The organism is Pedococcus cremeus (genome assembly GCF_900111375.1).
GTDB classification, from domain to species: Bacteria; Actinomycetota; Actinomycetes; order Actinomycetales; family Dermatophilaceae; genus Pedococcus_A; species Pedococcus_A cremeus.
Window position 1 is genome coordinate 211893 of sequence record NZ_FOHB01000005.1, and the last position, 18102, is coordinate 229994.

Below are 18102 nucleotides of genomic sequence, written 5' to 3' on the forward strand. Positions count from 1 at the left end.
CGAGGCCGCCGGGCCTCGTCTCGCATCCCGCAGGCCTGCCACTGAGCGACAGACGCATGCTTGCGGCGGTGATCGGCGTGTCGGCGAACGGGGCCACGTGGCCGTTCATGGATTACTTGACGTCGTTGCACCACCTCATGGGTGCACGCGGTGGCTGAGTCGCTGCCTGGCACGTCGATGAGGGCAACGTCCCTGAGAGCAGAGGAGACCCGTGGCCACCCACCACCTCGACCCCACGCCGGAGACCGTCGTCCAGGTCTTCGACCGAGCGCTGCCGGCCGCCTTGACCGTCTCGCCCGGGGACACGGTCATCGCGCGGTCGCTGGACTCGAGCGGGTACCTCGAGCGCCAGACCGAGCCCGGTGAGCCGCAGCCGCGCATGTTCGAGCCCTCCCGGGGGCACTGCCTCACGGGCCCTATCGAGGTCCGCGGCGCCGTGCCCGGCGACGTCCTCGCCGTGCACTTCCGCGGTCTGCACCCCGAGCCGTGGGGGTGGACCGCCTCCGGGGGGACTGACACCTGGCTCAACCATCGGCTCGGCGTCGACGAGGACCGCTCGTGGCTGCTGTGGGACATCGACTGGGACTGCACCGCGGGCACCGGCCGCGCCCGCAACCAGCTCGGGCTGGGGGTGGCGGCGGCGCCGTTCCTGGGCGTGGTCGGCCTGCCGCGCGCCGTTGACGGCGAGGTCTCCACGGTCCCCCCGCGCCACGACGGGGGAGGCAACATCGACTGCCGGCACCTGGTCGCCGGCGCGACGCTCTACCTGCCGGTGACCGTCCCCGGGGCCATGCTGTGCGTCGGCGACGGCCACGCCGCCCAGGGTGACGGGGAGGTCGGAGGCACCGCCATCGAGTGCGGCATGACCAGTGAGCTGGTGCTCGACCTCGTGCCCGATCCCGTGCTGACGTCCGTCCACGCGCTCACACCCGCGGGACGCCTCACCCTCGGCTTCCACGAGGAGCTCAACGAGGCGACGGCCAGCGCGCTCGGTGAGATGCTCACCTGGCTCCAGCACGACCTCGGTGTCTCCCGGTCGCAGGCTCTGGCCGTCGCGAGCGCCGCGGTCGACCTCCACGTCACCCAGGTGGCCAACCGCACGTGGGGCGTCCACGCCCTGCTGCCCGACGGGGTCCTGGGCACGGAATGAGGGATTGAACGGCTGAGGAGTCGAGGCGGTTCGAGCCGGTTCGAGCCGGCGGTCGCTCGCACCTTCCTCACGCACGCCCCGTGCTCGGCGAAACGAAGAACGACCCGACGAGAAGCAGGTCGGGTCGTTCTTCGTTTGGCTGGCGGTGGCGGTGGGATTTGAACCCACGGAGGAGTTGCCCCCTCACACGCTTTCGAGGCGTGCTCCTTAGGCCGCTCGGACACGCCACCGCCGAGCAGGGTACTAGAGCACCGGACGCGCGATGAAATCGGCCCGACCGGGGCTCCGGCGGACTGCCCACCGTGGCGAGGGGAGCCGGCAGGGAGCGGGTGGTGAGCACGCGGCATACCGGATCTGGTCTTGGTCTGTCGTCCGGCGGCGACCACGAGCCCGGCCGGCGAGACGCCGGGGAATGGATCGCGGACGTCACGCCTTGTTCCCTCTTGTGACCCCAGCCCCTGCAGACGCCGTCGGACTGCGGTCTGAACGCGGCCCCATCCTCCTCGCCCTGATGGTCTCGACCGGCCTGATCGCCATCGACGCCACCATCCTGGCGACCGCCGTGCCCTCGATCGTGCGCGACCTCGGCGGCTTCTCCCAGTTCCCGTGGCTGTTCTCCGTCTACCTGCTCGCCCAGGCGGTGTCGGTGCCGGTCTACGCCAAGCTCGCCGACACCGTCGGTCGCAAGCCGCTCATCCTGCTCGGCATCGGGCTGTTCCTGCTCGGCTCCGTGCTGTGTGGCTTCGCGTGGAGCATGCCGGCGCTGATCGCCTTCCGTGCGGTGCAGGGCCTCGGCGCGGGCGCGGTGCAGCCGATGGCCATCACCATCGCCGGCGACATCTACACGGTGGCCGAGCGGGCCAAGGCCCAGGGCTACATCGCCAGCGTGTGGGCGATCTCGTCAGTGGTCGGCCCGACCCTCGGCGGGATCTTCTCCCAGCTCGGCATCTGGCGCTGGATCTTCTTCGTCAACGTGCCGCTCTGCCTGCTGGCCGGCGCCCTCATCGTGCGCAACTTCCGTGAGAGCGTGCAGCGCCGCGAGCACCAGGTCGACTACCTCGGCGCAGGGCTGCTCACCGTGGGCATGACGCTGCTGATCCTCGGCGTGCTCGAGGGCGGCCAGGCATGGGCCTGGAGCTCCCCGACCAGCCTCGCGGTCTTCGGCGTCGGCGGCCTGCTCCTGCTCCTCTTCGTGCTGGTGGAGCGGCGCGCCGCCGAGCCGGTGCTGCCGCTGTGGGTGCTGACCCGCCGGCTGCTGGCGACGACCACGTTCCTCGCGATGGGCATCGGCGTCATCCTCATCGGCCTGACCTCGTACGTCCCCACCTACCTCGAGAACTCGCTCGGCGTCAGCCCGCTCGTCGGCGGCCTCGCCCTGGCCGCCCTGACCCTGGGCTGGCCCATCGCCGCGACGCTGTCCGGCCGGCTCTTCTACCTCCGCTACGGCTTCAAGCCGACCGTGCTGATCGGGATGACGCTGGTGCTGCTCGGCTCCGGCGGCCTCGCGCTGCTCGCGCACACCCCCTCGGTCGCGGTCGTGGCCGTCACCTGCTTCGTCACCGGCCTGGGCATGGGCCTGGTCGCCACCCCCTCGCTCATCGCCGCCCAGGCCAGCGTGGCGTGGCACGAGCGTGGCGTGGCCACCGGCACCAACATGTTCGCGCGCTCCATCGGCAGTGCGGTCGGTGCGGCGGTCCTCGGAGCGGTGGCCAACGCGGTGATCGCGTCGTCCGGACGTCCCGAGACCGACCCGACCACCGCCGCGGACTCCGGTGCGGCGGTCTTCCTCGCCGTGTTCGTCGCTGCCGTGCTCACCGTGGTGGCCGGCCTGCTCATGCCCCGGGTCAGCGCCCAGGAGGTGCAGCAGAAGGGCGAGGGCCAGGAGCGGCCGGCCGAGGACGGCGTTGAGGCCGAGGTGGCGTAGGGCGCTGACCGGCGAGACCGGTTCAGCACGACCCGACCGGCAAGGCCGGTCCAGCACCGCCCGCCTGGGTCAGGCGCGGCTCTCCACGTCCTGTCCCTGTTCCTGCCGCTGCTCCTGCTCACGGGTATGCCGCTCGTGCCGGCGCTTGCGCACCTGCCACACGATGAGGCCCACGACGACGACCGCCGCCACGACCCCGGCCGCGCCGGCGCCGAGCCACTTCTCCACGCGCTGGTAGGAGACCCCGGCGACATACCCCGCCATCACGGCAGCGCCTCCCCAGGCGATCCCGCCGATCGCGTTCCACGGCAGGAAGGTGCGGTACCGCATGCCCGACAGGCCGGCGAGCGCCGGGGTGACTGCCCGGAAGAACGCGGTCCACCGGCCGAGGAAGATCGCCGGCCCGCCGCGGCGCCGCACCACGTCCTGGGCGCTCAGCAGCCGAGCCTCGTGACGGCGCAGCAGCGGGAGGGTCAGCAGGCGCGGCCCCCCGATCCGGCCGATCTCGTAGCCCACGCTGTCGCCCACGATGGCCGCCACCACGACCACGGCCAGCACCACCGACAGGTGCGTGTGCCCGATGCTGGCGGTCGCCCCACCGAGGATGGCAAGGGTCTCGCCGGGCAGCACGAAGCCGACGAACAGGGCGTCCTCGGCGAAGACGACCAGCCCGACGACCACGTAGACCAACCAGGCGGGTGAGCCCAGCAGGTGCTCGATGACCGTGTTCACACCCCCACCCTCCGCCGGTTTCCTGTGCGTTTCCTCAGGCCGTGCTGTGCCGACCTGTCTTTTGCTGCCCTGTGCTGTGGTGCTCGGTGCTGGGCTGCCCTGCGCTGTTCCGCCCTGCGCTCTGATGGCGGGGCCGACCCGGCCGGCGCCGTCACCGGTGCGCCGCGAAGAAGTCGAGCAGCACCTGCGAGCACTCCGCCTCGCGCACCCCGCCGATGACCTCCACCCGATGGGTGGCCCGCCGGTCACGCACGATGTCCCACACCGAGCCGCACGCGCCCATCTTGGGGTCCCACGCGCCGAGCACGAGGGTCGAGATCCGCGAGAGCAGCAGCGCCCCGGCGCACATCGGACACGGCTCCAAGGTGACCACCAGCGTGCAGTCCTCCAGGCGCCACTCACCCGTGTGCCGCGCGGCGGCCCGCAGGGCCACCACCTCCGCGTGGGCGGTCGGGTCGCCCTCGACCTCACGGAGGTTGGCCCCCTCCCCGATCACCTCGCCCGCAGGGGAGACGACGACCGCACCCACGGGGACGTCACCGGACCCGGCCGCGCCGGTGGCGAGCTCGAGCGCCCGCCCCATCCACGCGGCACACCTCGGGTCGACCGCGGGACGGTGCACTGGTTTCACGCGCTAAGTTTCGCCTATGCGCGTCCACGTTGCCGACCACCCGCTGATCGCCCACAAGCTGACCTACCTGCGCGACAAGCGGACCGACTCCCCGACCTTCCGCCGCCTGGCCGAGGAGCTGGTGACCCTGCTGGCCTACGAGGCCACCCGTGAGGTGCGCACGGAGCCGTTCGAGATCGAGACCCCGGTGGCCCCCACCACCGGCATCAAGCTGAGCACCCCGAAGCCGCTGGTCGTGCCGATCCTGCGCGCCGGGCTGGGCATGCTCGAGGGCATGGTGCGGCTCCTGCCGAGCGCCGAGGTCGGCTTCCTCGGCATGCAGCGCAACGAGGAGACCCTCGAGGCGATCACCTACGCCAACCGGCTGCCCGACGACCTCAAGGGCCGGCAGTGCTACGTGCTCGACCCGATGCTCGCCACCGGCGGCACCCTGGCGATGACGATCCGCTACCTCGTCGAGCGCGGCGCCGACGACATCACCGCGGTCACGCTGCTGGCGGCCCCCGAGGGCATCAAGCACCTTGAGGAGGAGATCTCCGACCTCAACGTGCCCGTGCAGCTGGTCACCGGTGCCGTCGACGAGCGCCTCAACGAGCACGGCTACATCGTCCCGGGCCTCGGCGACGCGGGCGACCGCCTCTACGGCCTCGTCTGACGGACCGACGGGTATGCCGCGGGGACAGCTCGCGGCGCGCCGGCGCCGCTCAGCGGCGGTACGGCTCCACCCAGGCCAGCACGTCGCGCAGCGGGTCGGCCGCGAGCCGGTAGACCCGGCGCCGGCCGTCCACGCTCGCGGTCACCGCACCGGACTCGCGCAGCGCCCGCAGGTGCTTCGACACCAGGGGCTGGGGCAGGTCGAGCGCCTCGACCAGGCCGCTCACGTCGACTCCTTCACCAGCGCCCTCGCCGGCCCTCTCGTCAGCGGCCTCGCCAGCGCCCTCGTCAGCGGCCCGGAGCAGGTCGAGGATGCGACGCCGGGTCGGATCGGCCAGCAGCGCGAACCCGTCCATGGCGACTCATGGTGACGACGCCTCATATGAATGTCAAGGCATATGGCTTGACGACCGGCCCCTGACCCGGCGCGCCTCTGGCCACGAGCGGGCCCCGGACGGCAGGATGGTCGCTCGTGCCCGCGGCTGCCCCCACCGCGGGCGAGCGAACGCAAGGAGCTGACATGCAGCGCGCCAAGAAGATCCTGCTCTGGGTGATCCTCGCCTTCGGCGTCTACGCGATCTTCACCTCCCCCGACCGCGCCGCGGACATGGTCCGGACCGCCGGGGCGATCGGCGTCGACGGCGCCAGGAGCATCGGCACCTTCTTCAACGCCCTGCTCAGCTAGGCGACCACGCCTGTGGCCCGCACCCCGACCAGCCCCAACCGCGAGCTCGACCGCTACCTGCTCGACGGTGAGCGGCTGGTCACCGCCGTGCACCAGCACTGGGGCAAGGTCGCCGAGCCGGTGGGCAGCGCCCTGGCCTCCGGCGCCCTGGTGTTGTGGGTCGACGCGAACATCCCGGCCCGCTTCGGCCTGGTCAGCACCATCCTGTGGTGGGCCTGGTTCGCGGTCGTGGGCCGCGCGGCATACAAGGTCGCGGAGTGGCGCCACGACTGGTTCGTGGCCACCGACAAGCGGCTGCTGCTGTTCTACGGGTTCGTCACCCGCAAGGTGTCGATGATGCCGCTGTCCAAGGTCACGGACATGTCCTACACGCGCTCCATCCCCGGCCGGCTCCTCGGCTACGGCCGGTTCGTCATGGAGAGCGCGGGTCACGACCAGGCGCTGCGCGAGGTGCACTGGGTCCCCGACCCCGACACCAGCTACCGGGCGATCTGCACCGAGATCTTCCGGCTCAGCAACCGGCGCATGCCCGGCATGGACCCGGCCGAGCTCCACGACCTGGCGGCCCACGAGGCGGCCGCGCACCTGCCCAGCCCGTATGCCGGGTGGCAGGACGAGCGCCACGCGACCGCCATCCCGGTCGACCCGAGCCGAGGGGCGCGCGAGGAGTCGATCTACCGCAGCCCGGAGGACGACCTCCGGGACGCCGACACCGGCCCCATCCGCTACCTCCCGCCCCGCGACCGCTGATCCGCCGCTGACAGAGGTTGGTCGAGCGCTGGTCGAGCGCTCGTCAACCGCTGGTCGGAGGGTGGTCGGGGGGTGGGCGGCTCGCCCACTTCCCCGCTAGCGTGTCCCTCCATCCGGGTCGCCCCGGGGGGCGGCCGAACCCAAGTGCCCGGGAGGTGGCCCGCCGTGAGCCTGATGCGCACCAAGCCCGTCGAGCAGTCGATCCGGGAGACCGACGAGCCCGAGTACCAGCTCAAGAAGCGGCTCTCCGCCCTCGACCTCACCGTCTTCGGGGTGGGCGTCGTCATCGGCGCCGGCATCTTCACGGTCACCGGCATGGCCGCGCAGAAGTACGCCGGGCCGTCGATCATCATCTCGTTCGTCGTGGGCGCGATCTGCTGCGGCCTCGCGGCACTGTGCTACGCCGAGTTCGCCTCGACGGTGCCGGTCTCCGGCTCCGCCTACACGTTCTCGTACGCCTCGCTCGGTGAGCTCGTGGCCTGGGTCATCGGGTGGGACCTGCTGCTCGAGCTCCTGCTCGGCGCGAGCGTCGTCGCACAGGGCTGGTCACAGTACGCAGACCTGTTCCTCGGCAAGCTCGGGTTCAACTGGCCCGACAACCTGGCGTCGGGGTCGCACTTCGACCTTCTCGCGTTCCTCCTCGTCGCCGCGGTCACCGCGGTGGTGTCGCTCGGCATCAAGGAGTCGATGCGGGTCAACCTGGTGCTCGTCGGCATCAAGGTCTTCATCGTGCTGTTCGTCATCATCGCCGGCCTCGGTTACGTCAAGGCCGCCAACTACAGCCCCTTCATCCCGCCGGCGAAGTCGACCGAGGCGTCCACCGGCCTCACCGCCCCCCTCATCCAGGTGCTGTTCGGCATCCAGCCGGTCACGTTCGGCATCCTCGGCATCGTCACCGGCGCGTCGATCGTCTTCTTCGCCTACATCGGCTTCGACGTGGTGGCGACCACGGCCGAGGAGGCCAAGAACCCCCAGCGCGACCTGCCCATCGGCATCATCGCCTCGCTCGTGATCTGCACGCTGCTCTACATGGGCGTCGCCGCCGTCATCACCGGCATGGTCCCCTACGACCAGATCGACCCGAAGGCGGCGCTGGCGTCGGCGTTCGAGTCGGTGGGCAAGGGCGGCTACGCCACGCTCATCGCAGCCGGTGCCGTCGCGGGTCTGACCACGGTGATCATGACGCTGCTCATCGGCGCCACCCGCGTGGTCTTCGCGATGAGCCGCGACTGGCTGCTACCCCCGGGCATCGGCCGCACCCACCCCAAGACGGGCACGCCGCTGCGCATCACCATCACCCTCGGCCTGGTCATCGCCCTGGTGGCCTCGCTGACGCCGATCGGCAAGCTCGAGGAGATGGTCAACATCGGCACCCTGGCCGCCTTCACCCTGGTCTCGATCGCCGTCATCGTGCTCCGCCGCAACCGTCCCGACCTCAAGCGGGCCTTCCGGGTGCCGTTCGTGCCGGTGCTGCCCATCATCTCGGCGCTGGTCTGCCTCTACCTGATGCTCAACCTCAGCGTGGAGACGTGGCTGCGCTTCGTGGTCTGGATGGCGCTCGGCTTCGTCATCTACTTCGCCTACTCCTACCGCAACAGCCGCCTCAGCGGCCGGGCGAAGGAGGGCGAGGTGCCGAGCATGACCAGCACCTGAGAAGTCACCGGGGTGGGCCCTTCTCCTCTGTCCCACCCGGGCCGTGAGACCTACGGTGACAGTGGTGCGAGGCGGGCCGGGTCGGCCGCCATGGCCGCTCGGCGACGTCGAGTGCGCAAGGAGATGAGCACCATGACAACCATGACCATGCACATCGATGCTCCGGTCGAGAAGGTCTTCCCCTTCTTCAAGGACCCCAAGGCCCTGGCCGACATCACCGTGATGGAGACCGAGTACTTCGACGTGAAGGAGACCAGGCAGGGCACCGGCACGTTCTTCAGCTGGCGGTCCAAGATCGCCGGCATCCCGTTCGAGGGCTTCGAGGTCTACACGGACGTCGTGCCCAACAAGCACATCACCGAGAAGTCCTCGCGGGCCATGATGGGCACGTGGGACTACGACTTCGAGCCCGAGGGCAAGGGCACCAAGGTGACCATGCGGCACCACCCACGGTCGTTCTGGCGGCTTCCGCCGGTGAACTACCTGATGGCTCTGGCGCAGTCCCGGATGATGGCCTCCTTCGCGCCCCAGGTGAAGGAACGCATCGAGACCGCCGGCACGAAGCCCGCCAAGAGCGCCTGATACGGGAGAGAGGCGGGGTATGCCGGGTGGTGACCACCCGGCATACCGCGCCTCTTGGCTTGGGTCGCGCGTGCCGACCGATCACCTGCGGCCGACCACGCCGCTCTGCCACCGTGGGGGCATGAGAGTCTCCGTCGTGCTCGACTGCCTGGACCCGAAAGCACTCGTGCCGTTCTGGTGCGCGGCGCTCGGCTACGAGCCGGCCGGGTCGATCGAGGACTTCGAGGTGCTGGTGCCCCGCGAGGGTGAGCCGCCCGGGCCGGTGTTCATCCTGCAGCAGGTGGCCGAGCCGAAGGTCGGGAAGAACCGCAGCCACCTCGACATCCACCCGCCGCTCGAGCGGGGCGTCGAGTCACTGGTCGACGAGCTCGAGTCGCGCGGCGGCCGGCGGGTCGGCCACCCGGTGCTCGACCTCTACGAGGAGCTCGGCATCTGGTGGCAGGTGATGGCCGACCCCGAGGGCAACGAGTTCGACGTCGTCGCCGACGCCGGCCACCCCCTCCCCTGACCCCGCCGAACTCCGACGGTTCAGAGGGCCTTGATGATGTCCTCGACGCGGTCCTTGGCGTCGCCGAACAGCATCGCGGCGTTCTCCTTGAAGAACAGCGGGTTCTGCACGCCGGCGTACCCGGTGGCCATGGAGCGCTTGAAGACGACGACGTTCCTGGCCTTCCACACCTCGAGCACCGGCATCCCCGCGATGGGGCTGGTCGGGTCCTCCTCGGCGGCGGGGTTGACGGTGTCGTTGGCCCCGATGACGAGCACCACGTCGGTGTCGGACAGGTCGTCGTTGATCTCGTCCATCTCGAGCACGATGTCGTAGGGCACCTTGGCCTCGGCCAGCAGCACGTTCATGTGGCCGGGCAGCCGGCCGGCAACGGGGTGTATCCCGAAGCGGACGTTGACGCCCTTCTTCCGCAGCTGGCTGGTCAGCTCGGCCACGGGGTACTGCGCCTGGGCCACGGCCATCCCGTAGCCGGGGGTGATGACCACCGAACGCGCGTCACGGAGCATCTCGGCCACCTCGTCGGCCTGCATCTCGCGGTGCTCGCCGTAGTCCTTGTCCGCGCCGATCGAGACCTCCTGGCCGAAGCCGCCGGCGATCACGGAGACGAACGACCGGTTCATCGCCCGGCACATGATGTAGCTGAGGATCGCACCGGAGGAGCCGACGAGGGCGCCGGTGACGATGAGCAGGTCGTTGCCGAGCATGAAGCCGGCGGCGGCCGCCGCCCATCCCGAGTAGCTGTTGAGCATCGACACGACGACGGGCATGTCGCCGCCGCCGATGGAGGCCACCAGGTGCCACCCGAACGCCAGCGCGATCACCGTCATCACGGCCAGGGGCACCAGCAACTGGGAGGCGACGAACCACACGAGCAGCCCGGCCGAGACGACAACGGCGGCGAGGTTGAGCCAGTGCCGGGCCGGCAGCATCAGCGGCGAGGACTTGATCCGCGCGCTCAGCTTGAGGAAGGCGACGATCGAGCCGGTGAAGGTGACCGCGCCGATGAAGACGCCGAGGTAGACCTCGACGTTGTGGATCGTGGCGAGCGAGCCCTCGAGGCCCTCCTCGCTGAGGTAGGAGTTGTAGCCCACCAGCACCGCAGCGGCACCGACGAAGCTGTGCAGCATCGCGACCAGCTCGGGCATCTGCGTCATCTCGACGACCCGTGCCCGCCACAGGCCGATCGCGGCACCGATAGCCATCGCGATCGCGATGAGCATCAGCGTCAGCGGCCCGTTCGCGGCGCGGTCGACCGCCAGCCAGATGGTCGCCACCAGGGCGATCACCATGCCGGCGACGCCGAACGCGTTGCCCTCCTTGGCCTTCTCGTGCTTGCTGAGCCCGGCGAGCGAGAGCACGAAGAGGACGGCGGCGACGATGTAGGCCGCCTGCACCAGATTGGTGGTCACGCTGCTGGTCACGGTCCCGGTCACCCCTGCCTCAGTCCTTCCGGAACATCTGGAGCATGCGGTTGGTCACCGCGAACCCACCGAAGATGTTGACGCTGGCGATCACCGTCGCCACGAAGGCGAGCGTCCGCACCACCGGGTCCTCGCTCCCGATCTGCAGCAGCGCGCCGACCAGGATGATGCCGCTGATCGCGTTGGTCTCCGACATCAGCGGCGTGTGCAGCGCGTGCGCGACGTTGCTGATGACGTAGAAGCCGACGATCACCGCGAGCGCGAAGACGGTGAAGTGGCCGAGGAAGGTGGCGGGCGAGTATGCCGCGACCAGGCCGAACAGCACTGCGGCCAGTCCCATGAGCGCGTACCTGCGTCGCGGGTCGCGCACCTTCGGCGGTGGGGGCGCCGGCTTCTCGGCGGCAGGCGCCGCGGCCACCGGCGCGGCGCTGACCGCCACCGGCGGCGGGGGCCACGTCGACTGGCCGTCGCGGCATACCGTCATGCCGCGCTGGACCACGTCGTCGAAGTCGATGACGGCCTTGCCGTCCTTGCCGGGGGTGAGCAGCTTCAGCAGGTTGACGACGTTGGTGCCGTAGAGCTGCGAGGCCTGGGTGGGCAGCCGGCCGGGCAGGTCGGTGTAGCCGATGATCCGCACCTGGTTGTCGGTGAGGACCAGCTGGTCGGCGACGGTGCCCTCGACGTTGCCGCCGTTGGACGCCGCCATGTCGACGATGACCGAGCCCGGCTTCATCGAGGCGACCATGTCGGCCGTGATCAGCCGGGGCGCCGGACGACCCGGGATGAGCGCGGTGGTGATGATGATGTCGACGTCCTTGGCCTGCTCGGCGTAGAGCTCGGCGGCCCGGCGGTTGAAGTCCTCGCCCATCTCCTTGGCGTAGCCGGTGGCGCTCGGGCCCTCCTGCTCCAGCCCCTCGACCCGCAGGAACTCGGCGCCCATCGACTCGACCTGCTCGGCCACCTCGGGGCGGGCGTCGAAGGCGCGGACGATCGCGCCCAGGCTGTTGGCCGTGCCGATCGCGGCGAGGCCGGCCACGCCGGCACCGACGACCAGCACCTTGGCGGGCGGCACCTTGCCGGCGGCGGTGACCTGGCCGGTGAAGAGGCTGCCGAACTCGTGGGCGGCCTCGACGACCGCCCGGTAGCCGCCGATGTTGGCCATCGAGCTGAGCACGTCGAGGGCCTGGGCCCGGGAGATGCGCGGTACGGCGTCCATCGCCAGCGCGGTGACGCCCTGCCCGGCGAGACGCTCGACGAGCTCGGGGTTGAGGGCCGGCGCCAGCAGGCTCGCCAGGATCGCCCCCGGCCGCAGCCGCCCGACCTCCTCGTCGGTGGGGGCGTTGACCTTGATGACGAGGTCGCTGTCCCAGACGTCGGCCGAGGTGCCGACGGACGCGCCGGCCTCCTGGAAGGCCGCGTCGCTGAAGCTCGCGCGTCGGCCCGCGCCCGCCTCGACCACCACCTCGTAGCCCAGCCCGATGAGCTGGCCCACCGTCTTGGGCGTGGCGGCGACCCGGGTCTCGCCCGGCTTGGACTCCTGTGGCACACCTATCCGCACGGTTGCTCCCGTCACGAGACGCCTGAAGCAGCAAAGCCCTTGCGAACAGCAACCTAGGGGGTCGGCGCCGCCCGAGGGCCCGAATTGTGACGACGGTCGCCCCGCGCGTCGCTAGGTTCGGGCCCATGGTCCCGGATCCTGGAACGTCTTTCGACCCCCGTCCCGCCGTCGTGCTCCTGCACGCCGGCATCGCCGACAGCCGCATGTGGGAGGTCCAGCGCCGGGCGCTGGAGGGCCGGTGTGCCGTGCTGGCACCCGACCTGCGCGGGTTCGGCGGGCGACCGCACGAGCCCGGGCCGTTCAGCCACGCGGACGACGTGCTCGCCCTGCTCGACACGCACGGCATCGAGCGCGCCGCCCTGGTCGGCGCCTCCTTCGGCGGCAGGGTGGCGCTGGAGACGGCGTCGGTCGCGCCCGGCCGGGTGAGCGCGCTGGTGCTCCTGTGCGCCGCCGCGCCCGGCGTGCCGCCCACCCCTGACGCCGAGGCCTTCGACGAGGAGGAGGAGCGGCTGCTGGGAGCCGGCGACCTCGACGGCGCGGTGGAGCTGAACCTGCGCACGTGGCTCGGACCGTCGGCCGACGAGTCGGCCCGGGCGCTGGTGCGCGAGATGCAGGCCAGGGCGTTCGAGCTCGACTCGGCGGCCGAGGCGCTCTCACCGGCGGTGGAGCTGCGACGCCCCGAGCTCGACCTGGCCGCGCTGACCTTGCCGGCGCTGGTCGTCAGCGGCGACCACGACCTGCTCTTCTTCCGGGAGACGGCCCGACACCTGGCCGAGCGGCTGCCCGCGGCGGAGCTGGTCGGCCTCGACTGGGCCGGCCACCTGCCGTCACTCGAGCGGCCCGACGAGACGGCGGCGCTGGTGACGGCCTACCTCGACCGGGTGCTCGGACTCGGCGAAGGATCCTGACGACAACGGCTGGCACCGGGGCAACCGTTGCGCGCGCGGACCGTGAGACGCAGCAACCCGTGGCGTCGTGCCACGGGTTGCTGCGCCTGGCGGGCGGATCTGACGACCGCCGCGGATGGCGTCAGGCGTCGAGCGTGCCGCCCTGGGTGCCGTGCGGGATGGCGTGGCCGGGCTGGCCGAGCCGGCCCGCCTGGTAGTCCTCGAACGCCTTCATGACCTCGGCCTTGGTGTTCATCACGAACGGCCCCGCCCAGGCGACGGGCTCCCGGATCGGGCGTCCGCCGAGGATGACCACGTCGAGCCCGGCGGCATACCGGGCCTGCTGGCTCTGCGCCGCGGAGAGGCGAAGGGCGTCGCCCGGGCCGAGCACCGCGAGCTGGCCGGTGCCGAACGGCGACTGGTCGGGACCCACGAAGCCGTCGCCGCTCATGGCGTAGACGAGGGCGTTGAAGTCGGAGCGCCACGGGAGCTCGAGCGAGCCACCGGGTGCGATGGTCGCGTGCACCATCGCCATCGGGGTGTGCGTCGAGCCCGGCCCGGTCACGCCGCCGACCTCGCCGGCGATGACGCGCAGCAGCGAGCCGCCGTCGGCGGAGGTGAGCAGGCCGACCTCGCTGGAGCGCAGGTCCTGGTAGGCCGGGGGCTTGAGCTTGTCGACCCGCGGCAGGTTCACCCACAGCTGGAAGCCGTGGAACAGGCCACCCGAGACCACCAGGTGCTCCGGCGGGGCCTCGATGTGGAGGATGCCGGCGCCCGCGGTCATCCACTGGGTGTCGCCGTTGGTGATGGTGCCGCCGCCACCGAAGGAGTCGTGGTGGTCGAAGACGCCGTCGATGATGTAGGTGACGGTCTCGAACCCACGGTGCGGGTGCCACGGGGTGCCCTTGGGCTCACCGGGCGCGTACTCCACCTCCCCCATCTCGTCCATGTGGATGAACGGGTCGAGGTCGCGCAGGTCGACGCCGGCGAAGGCCCGCTTCACCGGGAAGCCCTCACCCTCGAGGCCGCCCGGGGCGCTGGTGATGGAGCGCACCGCTCGCTGGCGCGCGGCGGGGGCCACGGCTGCGACCCGCGGCAGGATGGTGAGGTCGGGGACGGTCACAGCAGGCATCTCGGCTCCTCGAGTGTGGGTCGTTCAGGCTGGGTAGTTCATATTTCAACTACTTGCCTGAACGTGCACCGGTGCAGATGCATTCCCAGGAACACGTCATTCCCGGGGAGTCACGACGGGGGTCCTGACCCGGCGGAAGCGCACCGGAAGGCCAGTATCGGCATTCCGGTGCGCTTCCGGCATACGTCGAACCACGTGGGCGTGCGCCCACGGCCGCGCTCAGCGCTGGTCGGGGTCGGGGTGGGTGCCCGGTGGCGTGCTCGGCGGGTTCCCCTCGCCGGTGTCGCCGGCGTCGGGGTGCTTCGGCGTCCACGCGGCCCCGGAGGGCCCTCGCAGGTCCTTGGGCTCGTCCAGGTGGCCGGTGTCGCTCTTGGCCAGCCGGCTGTAGAGGAACCACAGGAGGCCCAGGACGACGACGAACCCGAGCATCCAGATGAGCGGAGAACCCACGAGGGGGTCCCAGGGAGCTGCTTTCATGCACCCTCTCCGCGGGGGGCGTCACTACGGGGAGCGTCGGCGGGGCCGGCACCGCCCACGCGGTTGCCCTCGTCGTCGACCCAGCCCTCGTGCCTGCCGGACTGCTCGCTCTCGAGGCGGTTGGAGTCGTCGACGCGGTTGGCGTCGTCGAGGCGGTTCGTGTCGTCGACCCGGTTGGCGTCGTCGAGGCGGTTGCCGTCCTCGATCCGGTTGCCGTCCTCGTCGATCCGGTAGCCCTCCTTGTCGGTGCGCACGTCGGGGTCACGGGCGTCGGCGCGGCGCAGCTGCTCGTCGCGGTCGACCCGGACGGCCTCGGCGTGCTCGCCTCGCCGCTCGGCCTCCGCCTCGAGGCGCTTGGCCTCGGCCGCCCGCTCGTCGGCCTCCGCGCGGGCCCGACGGGCTTGCGCCTCCGCCTCCTCGGCGTGGGCCTCCCGCTCGCGCAGCTCACGGTCGTGCTCCTGCGCCTCCTGGCGGATCTGCTCGGCCTGGTCGCGGTGGACCTCGGCGCGCCGCTTCCGCGACATCGACATGAACAAGGCCACGGCGATGATGACGACCACCGCCACGAGCACGATCCAGATGATGGTGCTGCCGTTCATTGAGCCCTCCTGGGTCCGTTGCTGCCGGGGACACCGGCACTGGCAACGTATTGCGGGCTCAGGCGCTGCGCGACTCGAGCGACCGGCGCGCCGGTGCGGCCGGCTCAGCGCTGGTCGGCCAGCCCGAGCTCCGCGACGGACTTCTCGCGCATCTCCACCTTGCGCACCTTGCCCGTCACCGTCATGGGGAACTCGTCGACGACCTGCACGTAGCGGGGGATCTTGTAGTGCGCCAGCTTGCCGGTGGCGAACTCCCGGAGCTTGTCGGCGGTGAGCGGCTCCGCGCCCTCCTTCATCCGGATCCAGGCGCACAGCTCCTCGCCGTACTTCGCGTCGGGCACCCCGATCACCTGGGCGTCGAGGATGTCGGGGTGGGTGTAGAGGAACTCCTCGATCTCGCGCGGGTAGATGTTCTCGCCGCCGCGGATGACCATGTCCTTGATGCGCCCGGTGATCTGCACGTAGCCGTGCTCGTCCATGACCGCGAGGTCGCCGGTGTGCATCCAGCCGTCCTCCAGCACCTCGTTCGTCTTGTCGGGCTGGTTCCAGTAGCCCAGCATCACCGAGTAGCCCTTGGTGCAGAACTCTCCGGTCTGGCCGCGCGGCACGGTCTCACGGGTGAGCGGGTCGACGACCTTGATCTCCAGGTGCGGCCCGACGGCCCCGACCGTGCCGACCTTGCGCTCGAAGGTGTCGTCGGTGCGGGTCTGCGTCGACACCGGTGAGGTCTCGGTCATGCCGTAGCAGATGGTCATCTCCTCGATGCCCGACGCGATGAGCTTCTTCATCATCTCGGCCGGGCAGGGCGAGCCGGCCATGATGCCGGTGCGCACGGTGGAGAGGTCGTAGGACTCGAAGTCGGGCAGGGCCCACTCGGCGATGAACATCGTCGGCACGCCGTACAGCGACGTGACCCGCTCGTCCTGGGTGGCCTTCAGCGTGGCCACCGGGTCGAAGCCGGCGGCCGGGATGACCATCGCCGCCCCGTGGGTGGTGGCCGCCAGGTTGCCCATGACCATGCCGAAGCAGTGGTAGAAGGGCACCGGGATGCAGATGCGGTCGGCCTCGGTGTAGCGGCACAGCTCACCGACGAAGAAGCCGTTGTTGAGGATGTTCCGGTGGCTGAGGGTCGCGCCCTTCGGGAAGCCCGTGGTGCCCGAGGTGTACTGGATGTTGATGGGCTCGTTGCGGTCGAGCCCCGCCTGCACCTCTGCGACCTGCTCGGCGGGGACCTCCTGCGCCCGAGCCAGCAGCCCGTCCCACGACGGCGTGCCGATGAGCACCACCTCGCGCAGGTCCGGGCAGTTCCCCCTGACCTCCTCGACCATCTCGGCGTAGTTCGAGGTCTTGAACTGTGCGGCCGAGACGAGGAACGAGATGCCGGCCTGCTTGAGCACGTACTCGAGCTCGTGGGTGCGGTAGCTCGGGTTGATGTTGACCAGGATCGCGCCGATGCGGGCCGTGGCGTACTGGGTCAGCGTCCACTCGGCGCAGTTCGGCGCCCAGATCCCCACCCGGTCACCCTTGCGGACCCCCGCGGCGAGCAGGGCGCGGGCGAGCTCGACGGTGCGGTCGGAGAACTCGCGGTAGGTCCAGCGCACACCCTCCTGCACGTCGACCAGCGCCTCGCGGTCGGCGAACCGGGCGACGGTCGCGTCGAGGTTGTCGGGGATGGTCTCTTCGAGCAGCGGGATGTCGGTCCGGCCGGAGGTGTGCGAGGGCTGCGCGGTCATGGGGTCATCCCACCGCCTCGCACCCCGCCCGACAACCCCCCGTCCGCGAGCGGCGGACCGCCAGCGGCGAGCGGTCAGCCCAGGAAGATGTCGGGAGCCAGCCCCTCGTCCTTGCCGGTCATCGAGTACGCCGCGAAGTCGCTGACGCCGCGCTCGCGCAGCAGGTCCTCGTCGATGACGGTCTTCCCGTTGAGCTCCTGGCCCTTCGTGGTGAGCACGGCGTATGCCGCGTCGGCGACGATCTCGGGCTTGCGCGAGACCGCGACCATCTGCTCGCCGCCGGGCAGGTTGCCGATGGCGTCGGTGGCGACGAGCGTGGCCGGCCACAGCGCGGTCGAGGAGATGCCGAGGTCGGCCAGCTCGTGCGCGAAGCCGAGGGCCGCCATCGTCATGCCGTACTTCGCCATCGTGTAGGCCGGGTGGGCGCGGAACCACTTGGGGTCGAGGTTGATCGGCGGGCTCAGCGTGAGGACCTTCGGGTCGTCGGCCTGCACCAGGTGCGGGATCGCCGCTCGCGTCAGCATGAAGGTGCCGCGCACGTTGACGTCCTGCATGAGGTCGTAGCGCTTGGGGTCGAGGGCGGTGGTGCCCGAGAGGTTCAGCACGCTGGCGTTGTTGACGACGACGTCGATGCCGTGGAACCGCTCGACGCACTCCTCCACCGCCCGCTCGATCGTCGCGTCGTCGCGGACGTCGCCGACGATGGGCAGCGCCTGGCCTCCGGCTGCCTCGATCTGGGCCGCGGCCGTGTGGATGGTGCCCTGCAGTCGGGGGTCGGGCCGGTCGGTCTTGGCGATGAGGGCGATGTTGGCCCCGTCGGCCGCCGCCTTCAGCGCGATGGCCAGGCCGATGCCGCGGCTGCCGCCGGACATGAGGATCGTCTTGCCGCTCAGCGTCGTCATGCGGGCACCTTAGTTACCGACAGGTAGCCAAGGGAACCGCCATCGGTCGTGTCTCCCGTCACCCAGCAGACTGACCGACTTCGTATGCCGCCTGCCGCCCATGGGCGGTGCGGCGCCCCGTCTC

General features: G+C 70.9%; 19 protein-coding genes and 1 tRNA gene. 9 read left to right on the forward strand and 11 right to left on the reverse strand.

Annotation, left to right across the window (positions count from 1 at the left end):
• Positions 1–211 precede the first annotated feature (211 nt).
• Entirely contained in the window at positions 212–1150 is a 939-nt protein-coding gene (locus tag BMW78_RS11805; RefSeq protein ID WP_091759699.1) for an acetamidase/formamidase family protein, read from the forward strand.
• Between the two features lie 140 nt (positions 1151–1290).
• Here BMW78_RS11805 and BMW78_RS11810 read toward each other — a convergent pair.
• Positions 1291–1380 (reverse strand) — tRNA-Ser (locus BMW78_RS11810).
• A 182-nt stretch (positions 1381–1562) separates the two neighbouring features.
• Here BMW78_RS11810 and BMW78_RS11815 point away from each other — a divergent pair.
• Entirely contained in the window at positions 1563–3074 is a 1512-nt protein-coding gene (locus tag BMW78_RS11815; protein WP_091759701.1) for an MFS transporter, read from the forward strand.
• A 69-nt stretch (positions 3075–3143) separates the two neighbouring features.
• On the opposite strand, the gene BMW78_RS11820 is transcribed toward BMW78_RS11815, so the two are convergent.
• Positions 3144–3806: a DedA family protein gene (locus BMW78_RS11820; protein WP_091759704.1), complete on the reverse strand. Its 663-nt coding sequence runs from the start codon at positions 3804–3806 to the stop codon at positions 3144–3146.
• Positions 3807–3957: 151 nt separating this feature from the next.
• The gene (locus BMW78_RS11825; protein WP_091759706.1) at positions 3958–4389 is read right to left on the reverse strand and encodes a nucleoside deaminase; all 432 of its coding nucleotides are present in this window, start codon (positions 4387–4389) and stop codon (positions 3958–3960) included.
• Positions 4390–4453: 64 nt separating this feature from the next.
• Between BMW78_RS11825 and upp the strand changes: the two genes are divergently transcribed.
• The gene (gene upp / locus BMW78_RS11830; protein ID WP_091759708.1) at positions 4454–5092 is read left to right on the forward strand and encodes a uracil phosphoribosyltransferase; all 639 of its coding nucleotides are present in this window, start codon (positions 4454–4456) and stop codon (positions 5090–5092) included.
• Positions 5093–5141: 49 nt separating this feature from the next.
• On the opposite strand, the gene BMW78_RS11835 is transcribed toward upp, so the two are convergent.
• Positions 5142–5447, reverse strand: a complete 306-nt coding sequence (locus BMW78_RS11835; protein ID WP_091759711.1) for an ArsR/SmtB family transcription factor — start codon at positions 5445–5447, stop codon at positions 5142–5144.
• A 164-nt stretch (positions 5448–5611) separates the two neighbouring features.
• Here BMW78_RS11835 and BMW78_RS20810 point away from each other — a divergent pair, with 164 nt between their 5' ends.
• The 5 genes from BMW78_RS20810 (at position 5612) to BMW78_RS11855 (ending at position 9269) form a co-directional block, all read left to right on the forward strand.
• Positions 5612–5776, forward strand: coding sequence for a hypothetical protein (locus tag BMW78_RS20810; protein WP_174238361.1), 165 nt, complete (start codon positions 5612–5614; stop codon positions 5774–5776).
• A 12-nt stretch (positions 5777–5788) separates the two neighbouring features.
• Entirely contained in the window at positions 5789–6526 is a 738-nt protein-coding gene (locus BMW78_RS21030; protein WP_218144329.1) for a PH domain-containing protein, read from the forward strand.
• 165 nt (positions 6527–6691) lie between these two features.
• Positions 6692–8179 carry an amino acid permease gene (locus BMW78_RS11845; protein ID WP_091759713.1) on the forward strand — a complete coding sequence of 496 codons (1488 nt, stop codon included), beginning with the start codon at positions 6692–6694 and terminating at the stop codon, positions 8177–8179.
• Positions 8180–8320: 141 nt separating this feature from the next.
• Complete coding sequence (locus BMW78_RS11850) at positions 8321–8761, forward strand: SRPBCC family protein (RefSeq protein ID WP_177180364.1); 441 nt, start codon at positions 8321–8323, stop codon at positions 8759–8761.
• A gap of 121 nt (positions 8762–8882) precedes the next feature.
• A complete protein-coding gene (locus BMW78_RS11855; protein ID WP_143056236.1) occupies positions 8883–9269 on the forward strand; it encodes a VOC family protein in 387 nt (128 codons plus the stop codon).
• A gap of 20 nt (positions 9270–9289) precedes the next feature.
• Here BMW78_RS11855 and pntB read toward each other — a convergent pair whose 3' ends face one another.
• Entirely contained in the window at positions 9290–10678 is a 1389-nt protein-coding gene (gene pntB, locus BMW78_RS11860) for a Re/Si-specific NAD(P)(+) transhydrogenase subunit beta (protein ID WP_091760090.1), read from the reverse strand.
• Positions 10679–10709: 31 nt separating this feature from the next.
• On the reverse strand, positions 10710–12248 hold the full coding sequence (locus tag BMW78_RS11865) for a Re/Si-specific NAD(P)(+) transhydrogenase subunit alpha (RefSeq protein ID WP_091759721.1): 1539 nt from the start codon (positions 12246–12248) through the stop codon (positions 10710–10712).
• A 125-nt stretch (positions 12249–12373) separates the two neighbouring features.
• Here BMW78_RS11865 and BMW78_RS11870 point away from each other — a divergent pair, with 125 nt between their 5' ends.
• On the forward strand, positions 12374–13156 hold the full coding sequence (locus BMW78_RS11870) for an alpha/beta fold hydrolase (RefSeq protein ID WP_091759724.1): 783 nt from the start codon (positions 12374–12376) through the stop codon (positions 13154–13156).
• Positions 13157–13277: 121 nt separating this feature from the next.
• On the opposite strand, the gene BMW78_RS11875 is transcribed toward BMW78_RS11870, so the two are convergent.
• The 5 genes from BMW78_RS11875 to BMW78_RS11895 form a co-directional block, all read right to left on the reverse strand.
• Positions 13278–14267: a pirin family protein gene (locus BMW78_RS11875; protein ID WP_091759727.1), complete on the reverse strand. Its 990-nt coding sequence runs from the start codon at positions 14265–14267 to the stop codon at positions 13278–13280.
• 219 nt (positions 14268–14486) lie between these two features.
• Positions 14487–14744, reverse strand: a complete 258-nt coding sequence (locus BMW78_RS11880; protein WP_143056237.1) for a hypothetical protein — start codon at positions 14742–14744, stop codon at positions 14487–14489.
• Positions 14741–15343: a hypothetical protein gene (locus tag BMW78_RS11885; protein WP_091759734.1), complete on the reverse strand. Its 603-nt coding sequence runs from the start codon at positions 15341–15343 to the stop codon at positions 14741–14743. The genes BMW78_RS11880 and BMW78_RS11885 overlap by 4 nt, the downstream gene beginning before the upstream one ends.
• 104 nt (positions 15344–15447) lie before the next feature.
• Positions 15448–17076 carry an AMP-binding protein gene (locus tag BMW78_RS11890; RefSeq protein ID WP_091759737.1) on the reverse strand — a complete coding sequence of 543 codons (1629 nt, stop codon included), beginning with the start codon at positions 17074–17076 and terminating at the stop codon, positions 15448–15450.
• A 74-nt stretch (positions 17077–17150) separates the two neighbouring features.
• The gene (locus BMW78_RS11895) at positions 17151–17978 is read right to left on the reverse strand and encodes an SDR family oxidoreductase (protein WP_091759740.1); all 828 of its coding nucleotides are present in this window, start codon (positions 17976–17978) and stop codon (positions 17151–17153) included.
• Positions 17979–18102 lie beyond the last annotated feature (124 nt).

Coding starts and splice junctions, on each gene's coding strand:
- BMW78_RS11815 (WP_091759701.1), top strand. CDS start 1,563: ATGGATCGCGGACGTCACGCCTTGTTCCCTCTTGTGACCCCAGCCCCT.
- BMW78_RS11825 (WP_091759706.1), bottom strand. CDS start 4,389: ATGGGGCGGGCGCTCGAGCTCGCCACCGGCGCGGCCGGGTCCGGTGAC.
- upp (WP_091759708.1), top strand. CDS start 4,454: ATGCGCGTCCACGTTGCCGACCACCCGCTGATCGCCCACAAGCTGACC.
- BMW78_RS11835 (WP_091759711.1), bottom strand. CDS start 5,447: ATGGACGGGTTCGCGCTGCTGGCCGATCCGACCCGGCGTCGCATCCTC.
- BMW78_RS20810 (WP_174238361.1), top strand. CDS start 5,612: ATGCAGCGCGCCAAGAAGATCCTGCTCTGGGTGATCCTCGCCTTCGGC.
- BMW78_RS11850 (WP_177180364.1), top strand. CDS start 8,321: ATGACCATGCACATCGATGCTCCGGTCGAGAAGGTCTTCCCCTTCTTC.
- BMW78_RS11855 (WP_143056236.1), top strand. CDS start 8,883: ATGAGAGTCTCCGTCGTGCTCGACTGCCTGGACCCGAAAGCACTCGTG.
- BMW78_RS11870 (WP_091759724.1), top strand. CDS start 12,374: ATGGTCCCGGATCCTGGAACGTCTTTCGACCCCCGTCCCGCCGTCGTG.
- BMW78_RS11875 (WP_091759727.1), bottom strand. CDS start 14,267: ATGCCTGCTGTGACCGTCCCCGACCTCACCATCCTGCCGCGGGTCGCA.
- BMW78_RS11880 (WP_143056237.1), bottom strand. CDS start 14,744: ATGAAAGCAGCTCCCTGGGACCCCCTCGTGGGTTCTCCGCTCATCTGG.
- BMW78_RS11885 (WP_091759734.1), bottom strand. CDS start 15,343: ATGAACGGCAGCACCATCATCTGGATCGTGCTCGTGGCGGTGGTCGTC.
- BMW78_RS11890 (WP_091759737.1), bottom strand. CDS start 17,076: ATGACCGCGCAGCCCTCGCACACCTCCGGCCGGACCGACATCCCGCTG.
- BMW78_RS11895 (WP_091759740.1), bottom strand. CDS start 17,978: ATGACGACGCTGAGCGGCAAGACGATCCTCATGTCCGGCGGCAGCCGC.